18 protein-coding genes and 2 pseudogenes are annotated in these 16,143 nt (G+C 35.6%); 13 read left to right on the top strand and 7 right to left on the bottom strand.

All coding sequences use genetic code 11. From position 1 onward, the window contains the following. Nucleotides 1-35: 35 nt before the first annotated feature. Nucleotides 36-839: an NAD kinase gene (locus GFJ36_RS23905; RefSeq protein WP_048544426.1), complete on the bottom strand. Its 804-nt coding sequence runs from the start codon at nt 837-839 to the stop codon at nt 36-38. Nucleotides 840-1,044: 205 nt separating this feature from the next. Between GFJ36_RS23905 and GFJ36_RS23900 the strand changes: the two genes are divergently transcribed. The 5 genes from GFJ36_RS23900 (at nt 1,045) to ackA (ending at nt 5,404) form a co-directional block, all read left to right on the top strand. After that, on the top strand, nt 1,045-1,683 hold the full coding sequence (locus GFJ36_RS23900) for a DUF2953 domain-containing protein (RefSeq protein ID WP_088064566.1): 639 nt from the start codon (nt 1,045-1,047) through the stop codon (nt 1,681-1,683). 12 nt (nt 1,684-1,695) lie between these two features. Further along, nucleotides 1,696-2,091: a GerW family sporulation protein gene (gene ytfJ / locus GFJ36_RS23895; protein ID WP_000350005.1), complete on the top strand. Its 396-nt coding sequence runs from the start codon at nt 1,696-1,698 to the stop codon at nt 2,089-2,091. A gap of 134 nt (nt 2,092-2,225) precedes the next feature. Then, nucleotides 2,226-2,726 (top strand): thiol peroxidase, encoded by a 501-nt coding sequence (gene tpx / locus GFJ36_RS23890; RefSeq protein ID WP_046956210.1) that lies wholly within the window; start codon nt 2,226-2,228, stop codon nt 2,724-2,726. 198 nt (nt 2,727-2,924) lie between these two features. Further along, entirely contained in the window at nt 2,925-3,911 is a 987-nt protein-coding gene (locus GFJ36_RS23885; RefSeq protein WP_141542729.1) for a class I SAM-dependent methyltransferase, read from the top strand. Nucleotides 3,912-4,210: 299 nt separating this feature from the next. Continuing rightward, nucleotides 4,211-5,404, top strand: coding sequence for an acetate kinase (ackA, locus tag GFJ36_RS23880; RefSeq protein WP_000034571.1), 1,194 nt, complete (start codon nt 4,211-4,213; stop codon nt 5,402-5,404). Between the two features lie 48 nt (nt 5,405-5,452). On the opposite strand, the gene GFJ36_RS23875 is transcribed toward ackA, so the two are convergent. Next, nucleotides 5,453-5,866 carry an NUDIX hydrolase gene (locus tag GFJ36_RS23875; RefSeq protein ID WP_087985406.1) on the bottom strand — a complete coding sequence of 138 codons (414 nt, stop codon included), beginning with the start codon at nt 5,864-5,866 and terminating at the stop codon, nt 5,453-5,455. A gap of 71 nt (nt 5,867-5,937) precedes the next feature. Continuing rightward, on the bottom strand, nt 5,938-6,573 hold the full coding sequence (locus GFJ36_RS23870; protein WP_097889196.1) for a DUF1796 family putative cysteine peptidase: 636 nt from the start codon (nt 6,571-6,573) through the stop codon (nt 5,938-5,940). Between the two features lie 137 nt (nt 6,574-6,710). Between GFJ36_RS23870 and GFJ36_RS23865 the strand changes: the two genes are divergently transcribed. Next, nucleotides 6,711-7,544, top strand: a complete 834-nt coding sequence (locus tag GFJ36_RS23865) for an EcsC family protein (RefSeq protein WP_001256865.1) — start codon at nt 6,711-6,713, stop codon at nt 7,542-7,544. A 32-nt stretch (nt 7,545-7,576) separates the two neighbouring features. Here the strand turns inward: GFJ36_RS23865 and GFJ36_RS23860 are convergent, their stop codons facing one another. Further along, nucleotides 7,577-8,239, bottom strand: coding sequence for a YitT family protein (locus GFJ36_RS23860; protein ID WP_048544413.1), 663 nt, complete (start codon nt 8,237-8,239; stop codon nt 7,577-7,579). Nucleotides 8,240-9,094: 855 nt separating this feature from the next. Here GFJ36_RS23860 and GFJ36_RS23855 point away from each other — a divergent pair. Continuing rightward, nucleotides 9,095-9,289, top strand: coding sequence for a hypothetical protein (locus GFJ36_RS23855; RefSeq protein ID WP_000910293.1), 195 nt, complete (start codon nt 9,095-9,097; stop codon nt 9,287-9,289). 28 nt (nt 9,290-9,317) lie between these two features. Here the strand turns inward: GFJ36_RS23855 and GFJ36_RS23850 are convergent, their stop codons facing one another. After that, nucleotides 9,318-9,635 carry a radical SAM protein gene (locus GFJ36_RS23850; RefSeq protein WP_088064564.1) on the bottom strand — a complete coding sequence of 106 codons (318 nt, stop codon included), beginning with the start codon at nt 9,633-9,635 and terminating at the stop codon, nt 9,318-9,320. Nucleotides 9,636-9,801: 166 nt separating this feature from the next. Between GFJ36_RS23850 and GFJ36_RS23845 the strand changes: the two genes are divergently transcribed. Together GFJ36_RS23845 and argH are read left to right on the top strand one after the other, a co-directional pair. Next, nucleotides 9,802-11,007 carry an argininosuccinate synthase gene (locus tag GFJ36_RS23845; protein ID WP_000412317.1) on the top strand — a complete coding sequence of 402 codons (1,206 nt, stop codon included), beginning with the start codon at nt 9,802-9,804 and terminating at the stop codon, nt 11,005-11,007. Then, nucleotides 11,004-12,392 (top strand): argininosuccinate lyase, encoded by a 1,389-nt coding sequence (argH, locus tag GFJ36_RS23840; RefSeq protein ID WP_087985402.1) that lies wholly within the window; start codon nt 11,004-11,006, stop codon nt 12,390-12,392. Before GFJ36_RS23845 ends, argH begins: the two co-directional genes overlap by 4 nt. A 76-nt stretch (nt 12,393-12,468) precedes the next feature. Here argH and GFJ36_RS23835 read toward each other — a convergent pair whose 3' ends face one another. Beyond that, complete coding sequence (locus tag GFJ36_RS23835) at nt 12,469-12,648, bottom strand: hypothetical protein (RefSeq protein WP_046956214.1); 180 nt, start codon at nt 12,646-12,648, stop codon at nt 12,469-12,471. A gap of 94 nt (nt 12,649-12,742) precedes the next feature. Here GFJ36_RS23835 and GFJ36_RS23830 point away from each other — a divergent pair. Both GFJ36_RS23830 and GFJ36_RS23825 read left to right on the top strand, forming a co-directional pair. Then, nucleotides 12,743-13,438 (top strand): annotated as a pseudogene (locus tag GFJ36_RS23830) (hypothetical protein). 98 nt (nt 13,439-13,536) lie between these two features. After that, on the top strand, nt 13,537-13,959 hold the full coding sequence (locus tag GFJ36_RS23825; protein ID WP_088064563.1) for a VOC family protein: 423 nt from the start codon (nt 13,537-13,539) through the stop codon (nt 13,957-13,959). 266 nt (nt 13,960-14,225) lie between these two features. On the opposite strand, the gene GFJ36_RS23820 is transcribed toward GFJ36_RS23825, so the two are convergent. Continuing rightward, complete coding sequence (locus GFJ36_RS23820; protein WP_001066680.1) at nt 14,226-14,684, bottom strand: universal stress protein; 459 nt, start codon at nt 14,682-14,684, stop codon at nt 14,226-14,228. Nucleotides 14,685-14,831: 147 nt separating this feature from the next. On the opposite strand from GFJ36_RS23820, the gene GFJ36_RS23815 reads away from it, so the two are divergent. Beyond that, the gene (locus GFJ36_RS23815) at nt 14,832-15,623 is read left to right on the top strand and encodes an SDR family oxidoreductase (RefSeq protein ID WP_060486605.1); all 792 of its coding nucleotides are present in this window, start codon (nt 14,832-14,834) and stop codon (nt 15,621-15,623) included. A 212-nt stretch (nt 15,624-15,835) separates the two neighbouring features. Then, nucleotides 15,836-16,143: pseudogene (locus GFJ36_RS23810) on the top strand (alanine dehydrogenase); the annotation flags it as partial.

The raw sequence follows: 16,143 nt of genomic DNA, 5'->3' as shown, positions 1-16,143 counted from the left end.
TTATGGGATCCCATAATTCGGCGGTTATTTTAATGCTATAAAAATGTTCTTTGTACTTTTTCCCAGAAGGAATTGTTTTTTAATTTAACTGTTTTAATTTGTTTATCGCTTAAGCGTACAACAGCTTTTTCCACTTGTTTAATGCTAAGCGCTTCATTATCCATACCGATAACTGGATAATCGTTACCGTCTGGTCGTAGTTTTAAAGTTAGTGTACGCTCGTGATTTAAAATGAATGGTGAACCGAGCGTACGGTATGTGTTGTTATTTAAAGATGCTAATTCGCTTACTTGGAAGCATGGGATAAGCGGATCAACAACCGCACCATGTAATGATTTATTGTAAGCTGTACTTCCTGTTGGGGTAGAAACAACTAAACCGTCCCCTCTAAATGTTTCGAAATATAGATCATCAACGTGAACATCTACAACGAATGTTTTAATAATGCTAGAGCGTAATGAGAACTCATTTAAACAATGGAAAGATGTACCGTGATCTACATCTACCTGAATTGTTGGATATTTTCGCACTTCAATTTCATTTTTTGTAATTTCTTGAAGGGCTGTATCGACGTGATCAATATGGAAATCGCAGTAGAAAGAAGTTTCATCTTTCGTAGAAATCCCTGCGTATAAACAATCTTCTCTAAAACCAGTTTGACGAACGGCTTGTAAGAAAGTTGCATCATCTCCAACACTGACGATAGCGTTTGCATTTTTTGAATGATCTAATATGGTAAAACCATTCTCTTCTAAAATACGATAGATTGGTTTCATTTTTTCAACGAGCGTTGCTTTGTCATCACCATAAAAGAAAAATAAATTGCGACGATCTGCCATTATGTATCCCTCCACTGCAGTTAAATTTTCTGTTCTTCGTGCTACATATCATCCAAATATGTTCCCCGACGATATGTTCAAATAATATATTTCGATATAAAATGTCAAAATCCCTTTTTATTTTTAGAAAAATTTTTATATTCAATTTTAAAGGATTCTGTTTAATGATGAATAAACTTGTCGATAATGGGTACGGAGTGAAAGGATGATACGTATGAAGTGGCTCGTGATTGGAATAATAATTCTTCTCCTTTTTATTTTGCTTATACTATTGTCGAAAATAAAGCTTAAAGTGACATTTTTATATTCAGAAATGGAAAAGCAATGTTTGTTTCAAGTGAAAATATGGATGATTCGATATACGTTTGACGTATTGGAAAGAATTGAAAAACAGCAGAAAAAGACAGGAGAGAAAATCGAAAAAGCTGAAGAAGAAGGCGGAATTGATAATAAAATTATGGCACAACTTGATAGTATAGGGGAACTGATAAAAAAGCTGCAAGAAGTTCATACTATCGTTAAAGATTTTCTCAAACGAGTAAAAATCAATGGTTGGAAATGGCACACCCAAATTGGAGCAGGTGATGCAGCTAGTACTGGAATTGTCACTGGATATGCATGGGGGACAAAAGGAATGGCTGCTGGAGTTGTAGGACAATATATGCATATTGTTGACGTACCAGAATTTGAAATCACCCCTGTTTTTCAAGGGAAAGGATTTGCATCAAGATGTGAGTTAACAGCATCTTTTCGTATATTTCGTGCTATAAAAACGGGTATCAAATTACTCACGTTTATGAGAAGACAAAGATCTGGTACGAATGAAAAATCAGTTCAAGCATAGGGGGGATATAAAGTGGACCATCCAATTCAAGGTTTAATGACAACCGCAATGCAGCATTTAAAACAAATGACTGATGTAAATACAATTGTTGGTGATCCGATTAAAGCGGCAGATGGAAGTGTAATTCTTACCGTTTCAAAAGTTAGTTTCGGATTCGCTGCTGGTGGAAGTGAATTTGGTAAAGTAGAACATTCAGGCCGTCATCCATTTGGCGGGGGAAGTGGTGGAGGAGTTTCTATTAATCCTGTTGCTTTTCTTGTAATAAATGGAGAAGGTGTAAAAGTGTTGCATTTAGATAAGCAAACACACGTCATCGATAAAATAATTGAATTAGCACCACAAGCTGTTGATAAAGTGAAAGAAATGATGGATAAACGAAAAGAAGACGATCCTGAATTTCAAATTTAACAAATAAAGAAGCTAATCAATGGATTAGCTTCTTTAATTTTTTTGTAAATAAAGCGATTTTATTTGCATTATCGATAGGGACAAACTATCATTTACATTGTACATATTTTGTTTAAATAAGGGAGGATTTTCAAGTGGCAAACGTAACTTTTAAAGGTAACCCAATGACTTTAGTTGGAACAGAAGTTAAAGTTGGCGATCAAGCGCCAGAATTCCAAGTATTAGCAAATGACTTATCTCCAGTAAGTTTAGAAACATACAAAGGCGAAGTAAAATTAATTAGTGTTGTACCTTCAATCGATACAGGTGTGTGTGATGCACAAACACGTCGTTTTAACCAAGATGCAGCAGGTATTGAAAACGCGAAAGTGTTAACAATTAGCGCTGACTTACCATTCGCTCAAAAACGCTGGTGTGCAGCAAACGGTTTAGAAAATGTTGTTACACTTTCTGACCACCGCGATCTTTCATTCGGTGAAGCTTACGGCTTAGTAATGAAAGAGCTTCGTTTACTTGCTCGTGCAGTATTCGTAGTAGATAGCAACGACAAAGTAGTTTACGCAGAATACGTAAGCGAAGGTACAAGCCATCCAAACTATGAAGCAGCATTAGAAGCAGCTAAAGCGGCAAAATAATGTGAAGAAATGACCTCTTATAAAGAGGTCGTTTTTTCTCATGTATTGCTGCGTAATGGTACCAATATATGAGAAAAAACGTTATATCATATATAACTTAAAGGGGAGCTCTTTGCAGGAGGTCGCTTTTTCTTTTTGGAAAAAAACACTTTGTGGTATGATATAAGTTATGTGTAAAAGAGAGAAGGAGGAATGTACGTGAGTCAGACAGTAGAAACATTATTTTCTATTTTTGATTCTTCTGCGGTAGTTTTACGTAAAGAATTAGATGTAACATATTTAGAGGCGCTTGTAGAAACAGGTGATAACTTGTTTGAAGGAGCAATTTTACAAGAGGAATTATCCGAATCAGCAATTGAAAGGCTGAATCGTGAATATAGTACGTTTAATGAAGAAACATATAAAGGTGAAGAAATTCGTAAAGCATTTCAGTTAGCCATTTTAAAAGGAATGAAAGAAGGCGTACAAGCGAATCACGAAATGACGCCTGATGCAGTTGGAATGTTCATGAGCTACTTATTCCATAAATTTATGCAAGGGCAAAACGAAATTACTGTTTTAGATCCTGCAATTGGAACAGGTAACTTAATGACTACAGTATTTAATAGCGCCAAAGAAGGACTAGCAATGAGTGGATTTGGTGTAGAAGTGGATGAAGTGTTAATTAAACTTGCTTTAGTAAATGCGAATTTACAAAAGCATGCAATCGAATTCTTCCATCAAGATGGACTAGCGCCACTTTATATCGATCCGGTTGATGCAGTCGTTTCAGACTTACCGATTGGTTACTATCCAAATGAAATCGGTGCAAGTGAATATAAGTTAAAAGCAGATCAAGGAATGTCGTATGCCCATCACCTATTTATTGAACAAAGTGTGAAACATACGAAAGAAGGCGGGTACTTATTCTTCCTAGTACCAAACTTCATTTTTGAAAGTGATCAAGCACCAAAATTACATGCATTTATTAAAGAAACATGTTTTATTCAAGGGCTATTACAGCTACCTGTTTCCATGTTTAAAAACGAGAAAAATGCAAAAAGTATATTTGTTCTCCAAAAGAAAGGTCCTAGTGTAACAATGCCAAAACAGGCGTTATTAGTGGAGTTACCTAAATTCTCCAACATGAAGGCGATGGAGAACATTATGGATCAATTAAATACTTGGTTTGCAACCCACAAATAAGGCAAGGTATATGTAACAGGATTAGTAATTCATGTAGTACAGTTTTATAGGATATGTCATATTTTTAAATATATACTAGATTAAACTGAATTTTTTTGAAATCTGTAATATATATTTTTTCTTGGTGTTACAATTTTTTCACTTGAAATATATGTCGGACGATGTTTAAATTAAAATCGTGAGTATAAAATTCACTAATGATGAAACGTTTTCATATTTAGTGAATTTGATCAGATAAAATCGAGCGGTTTGTGGACATATCCACACAACTACCAAGAGAAAAAGGGGCGAAAGACTAGATGTCAAAAATCATCGCGATTAACGCAGGAAGCTCTTCCTTAAAATTCCAATTATTTGAAATGCCAAGTGAAACAGTATTAACAAAAGGTTTAGTAGAACGTATCGGTTTAGAAGATAGTATCTTCACTATTACTGTAGATGGCGAAAAACAAAAAGAAATTACAAATATTCCAGATCATGCAGTAGCAGTAAATATGCTTCTTAAAAAATTAACTGAAAACGGAATCGTTAAGTCTCTAGATGAGATTGGCGGTATCGGTCACCGTGTTGTTCACGGCGGCGAAAAATTTGCTGACTCTGTTTTAATTACTGATGAAGTATTAGCTGATATCGAAGAGTTAAGCGATTTAGCACCACTTCATAACCCAGCAAACCTTGTTGGTATTAAAGCATTCCAAGAAGTATTACCAAACGTACCAGCAGTAGCAGTATTCGATACAGCATTCCACCAAACAATGCCGGAATCTGCATTCTTATACAGCCTACCATATGAGTACTATGAAAAATTCGGTATCCGTAAATACGGTTTCCACGGAACTTCTCATAAATACGTAACTGAGCGTGCGGCTGAATTATTAGGTCGTCCACTTGAAAGCTTAAGCTTACTTTCTTGTCACTTAGGTAATGGTGCAAGTATCGCAGCAGTAGAAGGCGGTAAATCTATCGATACTTCTATGGGCTTCACTCCACTTGCTGGTGTAACAATGGGTACACGTTCTGGTAACATTGACCCTGCTTTAATTCCATACATCATGGAAAAAACAGGCCAAACAGTAGAAGAAGTAGTTAGCGTATTAAACAAGAAGAGTGGTATGTTAGGTCTTACTGGTTACTCTAGTGACCTACGTGACATCATTGCGAAAGAAGAAGAAGGCGACCACCGTGCGAAAGTAGCACTTGATGTATTCGTAAGCCGTATCCACAAATACATCGGTTCTTACACAGCTCGTATGAAAGGCGTTGACGCTATCATCTTTACAGCTGGTGTAGGTGAAAACAGTGCGATTATTCGTGAGCGTGTATTAGAAGGCCTTGAGTACATGGGCGTATACTTCGACGTAAAACGTAATAACGTATTTGGTGAAGAAGCATTCATCAGCTTCCCACACTCTCCAGTAAAAATTATCGTAATTCCAACTGACGAAGAAGTTATGATCGCTCGTGACGTACTACGTCTTGGAGATATTGGTTAATATACTATATGAAAAAAAGACGAGATCCTATAGGGTTTCGTCTTTTTTCTATTGGATATATTTCAAGATTCCATCTGGATATAGTGCTTTCTCTTTTTGAATGAATGCAGTGAGGGAAATCCATTTTGCATATGACAGTGTTTGTTCATCTTGTATATTCAGTATTTCCATTTCATATAGTGACATGTCTAATAAGCGTAAAGAATATAGCTGAATGATTTCATGACCAATTTCTCCATCTAGATGAAAGATATTTTCTAAGCAGCCTAAATAATTGGTGATTTCCACTTCTGTGTGAAGCTCTTCTTGAAATTCGCGAATAACGGTATGTGCTGATTTTTCACCAAGTTCAATTGAACCGCCAAGAGGTCGGTAATATGTTTCATCGCCTGTATGATATTCTTGTACGAGAAGTCTACCGTGATGTATAGCAATGCCAAAAGCTTTTGCACGTGGATACATATATAATTACTCCTTATTTCTTTTGTATAAGGATGATTATAATGTGTTTTGTAATAAAAAGTATCGTGTATTTAGGACTGCGGTCTAATCGTGAGTCCATCAAATAGGTCACTCCAAAATGCTTCATTGTACTGGTATACATCCATAATAGGGCATTTTATAACGCAAATATTTTGTAATCCCCAATCTTCTTGGGCAACATTTGGTACATCTGCAGGAAGTAGTAATAGGACAGAGAATTTATGTTTAACTATTTGAGATAAAATGTGTTCCAAAGAATGCGCTTCTTCGTATGTTCCTCCAGTTCGAATAAACAATATGGATTCTGCCGTTTCAATTGTAGTTAGAAAACGATGAATTCGATGCTCATAGTTTAACTTAACTTCTGTATAAGAAGGCCAAGAAGTTGGTGTGTTTACATCTGTTTTAAAGTCGTGGCAGGATTCGATTTCATATAGGTTGTCACGGAGTCTTAATTTCGCACCATCATCCCAAAATGAGATGAAAGATAAGTTTTCGAACTGTAGAAAACGGTCAAATCGATTTTGTAATAATACATTCACTTTTTCTAATGAAGGGCTTAGCATAAAATCGATAACACCAAAAAAGGGTGATAATTCGAATTGGTATAACGCCCAAGCAGGCCAGCAGTTTTGTCCTAAGCTGAATACTGCATTATATTCTTTTTTTATATTGGATAGATTCATGTGATTTATCTCATCCTTTTTGCTAATATTTTATGTCACTAAAAAATGGAATGTGAATAAAGATAGACAAGCATATTTGCAAAGAATAAGCAGAAATATGTTACAATAGAAAAAAATCGAACGAGGTGGTTGTTACGATGCGATCGAAGCGAGAACAAGCCATTTTAGACAATATAAAAGAATGGGAATCGCAATTAGTTGAGCAAGAAGCGACTGATTTTCAAAAAATTTTTGATAAATGGGTACATACGACAATTGCGAAATTACCTGAGAAAAAACGAAAAGATTTCTTTACGAAAGCAGATGGATGGCTCTTTCATTTGCATGCATTGATTCAAAGTTCACAATCACAGTTAGACGCGCGTAATCGTATTTTAGGAACGTCGAGATTATTTGATGAATCAATTGAGCAACTAGAAGATTTGAAAGCATTATCTATTGATCAGTTAACATACATAGCAGAGCAGCAAACAGCGCGACATCGCCTATATTCATTCGTACAAGGCGGAGCAACGGGTGCTGGAGGTTTATTATTATTAACGGCTGATTTTCCGGTTATGATTGCATTAAATGTGAAGGCTGTCCAACTTATTGCAACATCATTTGGACATGATGTGAACAAGCCTTATGAAATGATGCTTGCGTTAAAGGTGTTTCATGCGTCATTACTACCAGGAAGGCTTCAGCAATACGCATGGTACAATTTACTGCAAGAGCTAGAGCAAGAAGATTCGTTCTTCTATGAAGGAGACGAAGCGGTATTACAACCAGCTTCTACTGAGGTTGTGTTAAAACAAATTTTGAAAACATTTTCGATTTATGCTCTTCGTCGTAAATTATTCCAAGGTATTCCGGTAATTGGAATGGCAATCGGGTCTACAGTGAACTATCGTTTAACAAGAAATGTTACTGAATTTGCAAATAGATTTTATCAAGTGCGCCACATAGTCGAGAAGGAAAAAAGAGCGTAAAAAAAGCGAGAGGCCGAAGCCTTTCGCTTTTTTTAATTTGTTGCATGCTTTTTGGACATTGGAATAGATACTGGTTGCTTTTCTGCTTTTTTCTCTGCTTTTGGATAATAAATTAAATCCAATGTTTTTGCCTGTACAGCAATTGAAAGAATAGTAAAAGCAATTTCTGTCCAATTTAAATAATATAATGAAAGCGCAAGAACAATCGCGTCAAAGACGAAGAAAATTTGCCCAATTGTAAAACGAGTTCGTTTACTTAATACAATTGTTAAAATGTCGTCTCCGCCGGTTGCACCGCCAAATCGCAATATAAAACCGAGTCCAATACCAGCTAACGCACCGCCAACTACTGCAGCTATAAATAAATTATTTGATAAATCGACCGTAAATGGAGAATAATTTTCCATAAGAGAATAAAATACTCCGAATGAAATCGAACCTAGGAATGAATAACCAACCATTTTTTTACCTAAAAATGAAGCACATAATAAAATAATTGGGATATCCATAATTACAGTTGAAATAGATGGTGAAATATCATAAAAATTTTGGATAAATAGTGCAATTCCTACAAATCCACCTTCTGTTAAGTGGTTTTGGAAGTGAATGTGATATAGCGCTGCTGCTAAAATAAATGAACCGATTAAAACCATAAAAATTTCTTTAATAATTTGTCGACTTTGGATGTTCCTCATCGTTATTCCTTCTTTCCGTAGTTAGTAGTCCTTTTTGTGTTGTAAACTAACTACGAGCTCACATGTAGCTTCAGTTAGTTTACGAAAAAAACTAACTACGCTATATGTCGCTGAAGAAATAACGAATAATCCTCTCGTCCATCAATTCTCCCTACCTTCGTTTTAGTTTAAGTCTTAAAACGACTAAACAAAACGTGGAGTAGGATTCTTCATTTAGCAATCCTGCTCTTCTTTGTTTTGTTTAGCTAGTAACAATTAAGTCCTAAACAAAACGCTACGTGTAAGAAGAGTCTTTTTTTTGCCAAATTATCCTTCGGGCAATCATAATTTCCCCACTCTCGTATTTTTTTCGCTAGACTAAAGTATCTGAGCTGAAAAATACGCTACGTGTATGATTCGTCAATACGATGCCACATGCTCCTTCGAGCGATCATGATATCAAAATCCCTTCCTTCAAGATTTATATTATTATATCATACTTTCAAAAAATGTATGCGGATGGAAACCGACAATAAGCGGAGGAAATCTACAAAAATTGTTATGTTTAAATATTTTTGTAGAAAAGCCTAAGTTATTTTGCAGAATTGGACAGTGTTTTAATGTTTGTCCAATAAGTAAGAAAGAGATGGCGTTTATTCAGTTGTATCTTTCTGGTCACCTTTATCTTTAAAAAACGCATCCCAGCTAATCACACTTAAAAAAGTTAAAGCGATAATAATGAAAGCTCGCATAAAATTGAGACCTCCTTTTGTACATAGTATATGAATAATTCGCTTCAGAATGTGTCATTTTTTTACAAGTCTTAATTGTTATGAGATTATATCAATATAGATAGATGAAAGGGAGAGAGAAGATATGCTAAAAGACATGTTCAAAAGAAAAGAATTAGTATGCGTTTCATGTCAGAAAAAGATTCAATATGAAGAAGAGCTCGTTGCTTTTGTAAAGTTGCCAAAGGAAAGAAGTATATTAGTTGGACCGTTCGATGTGTGTTTAGCGAAAACAGCACAAGAAATATATTGTAAATCGTGTTACGACAAAAAAGCATGACCCAAAGTAATTGAGGGACATGCTTTTTTCATTGGTGTGCTTTTCCCTCAGATACATTTTGAGTGAGTCGATACCAAAGCCAAAGGTCATTAATGATGGAAGCGAGATCGGCAATTTCTGAATTAAGTTTGCAAGAAATTTCGAAGTTTTCTTCGTTATTTAAATGATGCTGTTTTGCATTAATAGAGTGCTCGAGTTCTTTTATACGATCAGGAATCTTTCCTCGAACTTGTTCCCACTTTAATAAAATAGCATGCTGTATTTTTTCGGGGATATCTTCCCAATCTTCTTGTAAATACGGAATTTCAATTCCTAGATGATCATCGTATAAGAAATATTTTTCCATAAGTTCACCCCCGTTTTCCTGCTTATATTGTACATGAAAACAGAAAGAAGCTCGACGGAATTGTTTGAAAAAATTTGAAAATGACTCTTGATACATTTTGTGAAAGGTGTTAAAGTGTGTATTATTATAAAAGAAAATGAATATTTATTCTTTAGGGGGATGCAAAATGGAGAAGAAAAAAGTGGTATTAGCATATTCTGGAGGTCTTGATACTTCCGTTGCAATTAAATGGTTACAAGAGAAGAATTATGATATTATCGCGCTTTGTTTAGACTTAGGGGAAGGTAAAGACTTAGCATTCGTAAAAGAAAAGGCACTTTCAGTAGGTGCAATTAAATCATATATGATTGATGTTCAAGAGGAATTTGCAAATGAATATGCATTGATGGCGATGCAAGCGCACACGTTATACGAAGGGAAATACCCTCTCGTTTCTGCATTATCTCGTCCACTTATCGCTAAGAAATTAGTAGAAATTGCAGAACAAGAAGGGGCGACTGCAGTTGCACACGGATGTACAGGGAAAGGGAATGATCAAGTTCGTTTTGAAGTTTCTATTCAAGCGTTAAATCCTTACTTAGAAGTGATTGCGCCTGTACGTGAATGGAAATGGTCACGTGAAGAAGAAATTGCATATGCAAAAGAAAACGATGTACCCATTCCGATTAATTTAGACAGCCCGTTTTCAATCGATCAAAACTTATGGGGACGCAGTAACGAATGTGGTATTTTAGAAGATCCATGGGCAGCGCCGCCAGAAGATGCGTATGAGATGACATTGGCATTAGAAGATACACCGAATAAACCAGAGTTTGTAGAAATCGGCTTTGAAGCAGGTGTACCGACTACTTTAAATGGCACTGCATATTCACTTTCAGAATTAATTAAAACGTTAAATGCGCTTGCTGGAAAACATGGCGTTGGACGTATCGATCACGTAGAAAATCGCCTCGTTGGTATTAAATCGCGTGAAGTATACGAATGTCCAGCGGCAATGACGTTAATCACAGCACATAAAGAGCTGGAAGATTTAACGCACGTAAAAGAAGTAGCACATTTTAAACCGGTGATTGAGCAGAAAATAACAGAACTTATTTATAACGGTTTATGGTTCTCTCCTTTAAAACAAGCGCTTCATGCTTTCTTACAAGAAACGCAAAAAAATGTAACAGGTACAGTGCGTGTGAAATTATTTAAAGGCCATGCGATTGTAGAAGGACGTAAATCTGAGTACTCTTTATATGACGAAAAATTAGCAACATATACTGCTCAGGACGAATTTAATCATGATGCAGCAGTTGGATTCATTTCATTATTCGGTTTACCGACGAAAGTATACAGCCAAGTGAATCAAAAGAAGGTGGAAGCGTGAGCAAACTTTGGGGCGGACGTTTTACAGAAGAAGCGGAAGCGTGGGTTGAAGAGTTTGGAGCATCCATCTCCTTCGATCAACAATTAGTAAATCAAGATATAAAGGGAAGTATTGCGCACGTAACGATGCTAGCAAAGCAAGGTATCGTTACGAAAGAAGAAGCAGAGAAAATAAAGATAGGGCTTCAGTATTTATTAAAAGAAGCAAAAGAGAATAAGCTTCAATTCTCAGTAGAAGCAGAAGATATTCATTTAAACATTGAAAAAATGTTAATTGAACAAATCGGTGAAGTAGGAGGGAAACTTCATACAGGACGAAGCCGTAATGATCAAGTAGCGACTGATATGCATTTATATTTGAAAGAAAAAGTAGAACATATTATAAAAGCTACAAAACAATTGCAAACTGTTCTTGTTCATCAAGCAGAAAATAATATTGAAACCATTATGCCTGGTTATACGCATTTGCAGCGTGCGCAGCCAATTTCATTTGCTCATCATATTCTCGCTTACTTTTGGATGTTAGAGCGTGATGTGAATCGTTATGAAGATTCATTAAAGCGCATTAACATTTCACCATTAGGAGCAGGAGCGTTAGCTGGGACAACATTCCCGATTGACCGAGAATATAGTGCGGAGCTTCTTGGATTTAATGGACTCTATGAAAATAGTTTAGATGCAGTAAGCGATCGTGATTTCATACTGGAGTTCCTAAGTAACTCATCTATGCTCATGATGCACTTATCACGCTTCTGCGAAGAACTTATTTTATGGAGTAGCCAAGAGTTTCAATTTATTGAAATGAGCGATCAATACGCAACGGGAAGCAGCATTATGCCACAAAAGAAAAATCCGGATATGGCGGAACTTATTCGTGGTAAAACAGGCAGAGTATATGGTAATTTATTTAGTTTACTTACAGTCATGAAAGGATTACCGCTCGCTTACAATAAAGACTTGCAAGAAGATAAAGAAGGAATGTTTGATACAGTAAAAACAGTAGAAGGCTGCCTTCATATTATGGCAGGCATGCTAGAGACGATGACTGTAAACAAAGAAAAAATGGGGCAAGCTGTGACGCAAGATTTCTCTAACGCAACAGAAATTGCTGACTACTTGGCCAGCAAAGGACTCCCATTCCGTCAAGCTCATGAAATTGTTGGGAAGCTAGTGCTACACTGCACACAAAAAGGAATTTATTTAGTAGATGTACCACTTGCAACATATAAAGAAATGAGCTCATTATTTGAAGAAGATTTGTATGAAGTTCTTTCACCATATGCAGCTGTAAAGCGTCGTAACAGTGCTGGCGGGACAGGATTTGAGCAAATTGAGAAAGCTTTGGAGAAGGCGAAGGGATTAGTTGGAGAGTTTGTTGGAAGTTGATTGATTTATAGGGCAGAAGGTACGCGAATCTTAGTAGAGAGAAGCGTACCTTTTTTGTGATTTTTATTGCTTAAAGTTAATCATACTTATGTCGATCTTCCGTAATTCGAATATACTCAATATCCATCAAATCTCTAAGTAATGCACCATTACTTAGTTCCACACCATGTTTTTCTTTAAAATGTGTACGGATTGTATCTAACATTTCGAGCTCTTTCCCGTTCACATCTAAAATAATACGTTCAGAATCATTCATATAGCATCCTCCTTTTTTAACATATATATTTTGTCCGTCTATTTCTAAAAAATGTATGTTAACCTAAAGTTAGGAAATAAGAAAGGAATGGAAAATGAGACGTATTTATTTTATAGGGATAATTTTGTACACACTAATTGTGTTACATGTTGCATTCCCAAATATCTTTTCATTTGAGGATGTAGAAACAGTACACGTTGGGATATTTATCTTTATTCTATTTGTAGTAGATTGCTGTATTTCGATATGGCTTTCGAAAAGAAAACATGTACAAGATAAAAAAGAAATGGAACGGAAAAAGAGAAAACGTTCATTTTGGATGACGACGTATTGTTTTTCTTTAGTGATAGCTGCTGTTTTTTTTAGTGAGCATATTCCGTTAGAAAGATTAAATATTGGATTTGGAGCGTTCGTATTTGCATACTATTTTTTCGTGCACTTTCTTCCTTATATGAAAGAAAAGCGAGGAGAAGAGGAAAATCCGCTTGTAGAAGAAGCGAGAGAGCAAGAGCATAAGAGAATAGAAGAAGATATACAGAAGCTCGGGGAACAAAAATGATATTTGAAATCTAAAATTATATATGTTCTTTGCTTTATTACGCCGCCAATCGGTTATTTGTATGTATTCTTGCTTCGTAAAAAAATGACAGAAGATGCACGACAATCGTATTTAATGGTTGCGACTATCATGATGGCATTATGGTCTTTGAAGTTCTTACCGCCATATGTATTGGAAGTAGCTGTTGTAGTGGTTGTTTGTTTTGTATTTATAGTGAAGTATGTGAAATGAAGAAAAACAAGAGCCTGTGTTATTAAGCTAATAGATAGATTAAAGCAAGAAATGTTATACTATAATTTGCTTATTCAGTAATAATAGGAGGGATAATAATGGTTCAATCAATAGTTCATATCGCATTAGTAGTAAAAGACTACGATGAGGCAATAGAGTTCTATACAAAGAAACTAAATTTCACACTAGTCCAAGATATATATCAGCCAGAGCAAAACAAAAGATGGGTAGTGGTATCTCCTCCTGGTTCAGTCGGCACCACAATATTACTGGCTAGAGCATCTAAACCTGAGCAAGATTCCTTTATCGGTAACCAATCAGGCGGCAGAGTTTTTCTTTTCTTAAATACTGACGATTTTTGGAGAGATTATAATGAAATGATTTCAAGAGGAATAGAATTTGTGAGAGAGCCGAAAGAGCAAGAATATGGAATAGTTGCAGTATTCAAGGATTTGTACGGGAATTTATGGGATTTGTTACAACTAAAAGATGACCATCCAATTACTCAAAGAATTAAGTAGAATACAGTTTAAACTTGATTAGAAAATCAATTAAAAAATGAGGATTTTAAAATCCATGTAAGAGTGGAGAAAAACAGAGAAGATTTATTTTTATGAGTAAAATGAAACATCTTTATTCTTCTTACACATTCGTGAAAAAAAGGAGTGGATTACCCACTCCTTTTTTATCATTGTTGAGCAACATGTATTTATTGTTCATTCAAGCCTAAAGCTTCATTTCCCTTATCCACCAGTAAAACATGTGGACTTGGTGTTTTATTTATGAATTAAAGATCACCTTGCTCCTCATCACCACGAACAACAAGGACATCGCATTTCGCATAGCGAATAATATGTTCAGAGACGCTACCAATTAGGAAACGCTCAACAGCATTTAAACCAGTTGCACCACACATAATTAAATCTACTTTATGGTTTGGAGCGATTTCTTTTGAAATTTTAGATTTAGGATTACCAAATTCTAATACAGTTTCAATTTTTTCAAGGCCAGCTTCAAGCGCAGTTTTTTTGTAGTCTTCTAATAAGTCTTCTGCAAATAGATTTGCACGTTCAGCAATTGCGCGGCTATAAGCTTCTACTGCTGAGTATGCTTTTACATCAACGATATGAGCAATTGTTAATGTTGCATTGTTGCGTTTTGCGACTTGAATTGCTTTTTTAAAAGCTCTTTCTGCTTCTTTAGAACCATCCACCGCGATTAAAATATTTGTATATGTATTATTCATAGTAAATTCCTCCCAATCATTTTTATTACCGTTTACAACTTTATTATAAAGCAAATTTTGGTAATGTGCTTGCCAGAAACGTTACAGAATTTTGAAAACTTTGCTTTAATTCATTTTAGTTGTAATTGAGGCGAGAACTTGTTACATATGAAGTATAGCAATTTAAAAGGAGGCATGTTTGTGAGACACGCGCTCATTACAGCCGGTACGAAAGGTTTAGGAAAGCAAGTAACAGAAAAGTTATTGGCTAAAGGGTATTCAGTAACAGTAACATATCATAGCGATATAACTGCTATGGAAACGATGAAAGAAACATATAAAAATATGGAAGAGCGTCTACAATTCGTGCAAGCGGATGTCACGAAAAAGGAAGATTTACATAAAATAGTAGAAGAAGCGATAAGCCGTTTTGGTAAAATTGACTTTTTAATTAATAATGCTGGTCCATATGTATTTGAACGAAAAAAGTTAGTCGATTATGAAGAAGACGAATGGAATGAAATGATTCAGGGTAATTTAACAGCGGTATTTCATTTATTAAAACTTGTCGTTCCGGTTATGAGAAAACAGAACTTTGGCCGTATTATTAATTACGGATTCCAAGGGGCAGATAGCGCACCGGGATGGATTTATCGTTCAGCTTTTGCAGCAGCGAAAGTAGGACTTGTTTCATTAACGAAAACAATTGCTTACGAAGAAGCAGAATATGGTATTACTGCAAATATGGTATGTCCTGGTGATATTATTGGTGAAATGAAAGAAGCGACAATTCAAGAAGCACGTCAATTGAAAGAACATAAAACACCAATTGGTAGATCTGGAACAGGTGAAGATATCGCAAGAACGATTTCGTTTTTATGTGAAGACGATTCCGATATGATTACCGGTACAATTATTGAAGTAACTGGTGCAGTAGATGTTATTCATAGACATCGATAGAGCGAAATAAGGTGAAGTTTTGAATAATTGGACAGTTTATCCTTTACGCTGAGAGGTGCGGATAATACTGTCCTTTAATGTAAGATTAAATCTATCGGAAAACTTGTATTATTTTTTGTCAAATATTGAGATATTATGTTAAAATATAAGAGCGTAGAAAGCGCTTTAAAAATGATTCAGGGGTCATTTCATAACTCAAGGGGGAACTAATAATGCGTATCGGTATTCCAACAGAAATTAAAAATAATGAAAACCGTGTGGCAATGACGCCAGCGGGAGCGGTACATTTAGTACAAAATGGTCATGAAGTTTTTGTTCAAAAAGGATCAGGTATAGGATCAGGCTTTACAGATGAAGAATACGTACAAGCTGGTGCGAAACTTGTTGAAACTGCTGAAGAAGCATGGAATCAAGATATGGTTATGAAGGTAAAAGAGCCAGTTGCAAGTGAATACGGCTATTTCCGCGAAGGTTTAATTTTATTCACATACTTACACTTAGCTCCAGAACCAGAATTAAC

Source organism: Bacillus sp. EE-W1 (genome assembly GCF_009760835.1).
Taxonomy (GTDB): domain Bacteria; phylum Bacillota; class Bacilli; order Bacillales; family Bacillaceae_G; genus Bacillus_A; species Bacillus_A wiedmannii.
Note: the sequence above shows the minus strand (reverse complement) of the source record. Positions and strands in the feature narration are given on the sequence as shown.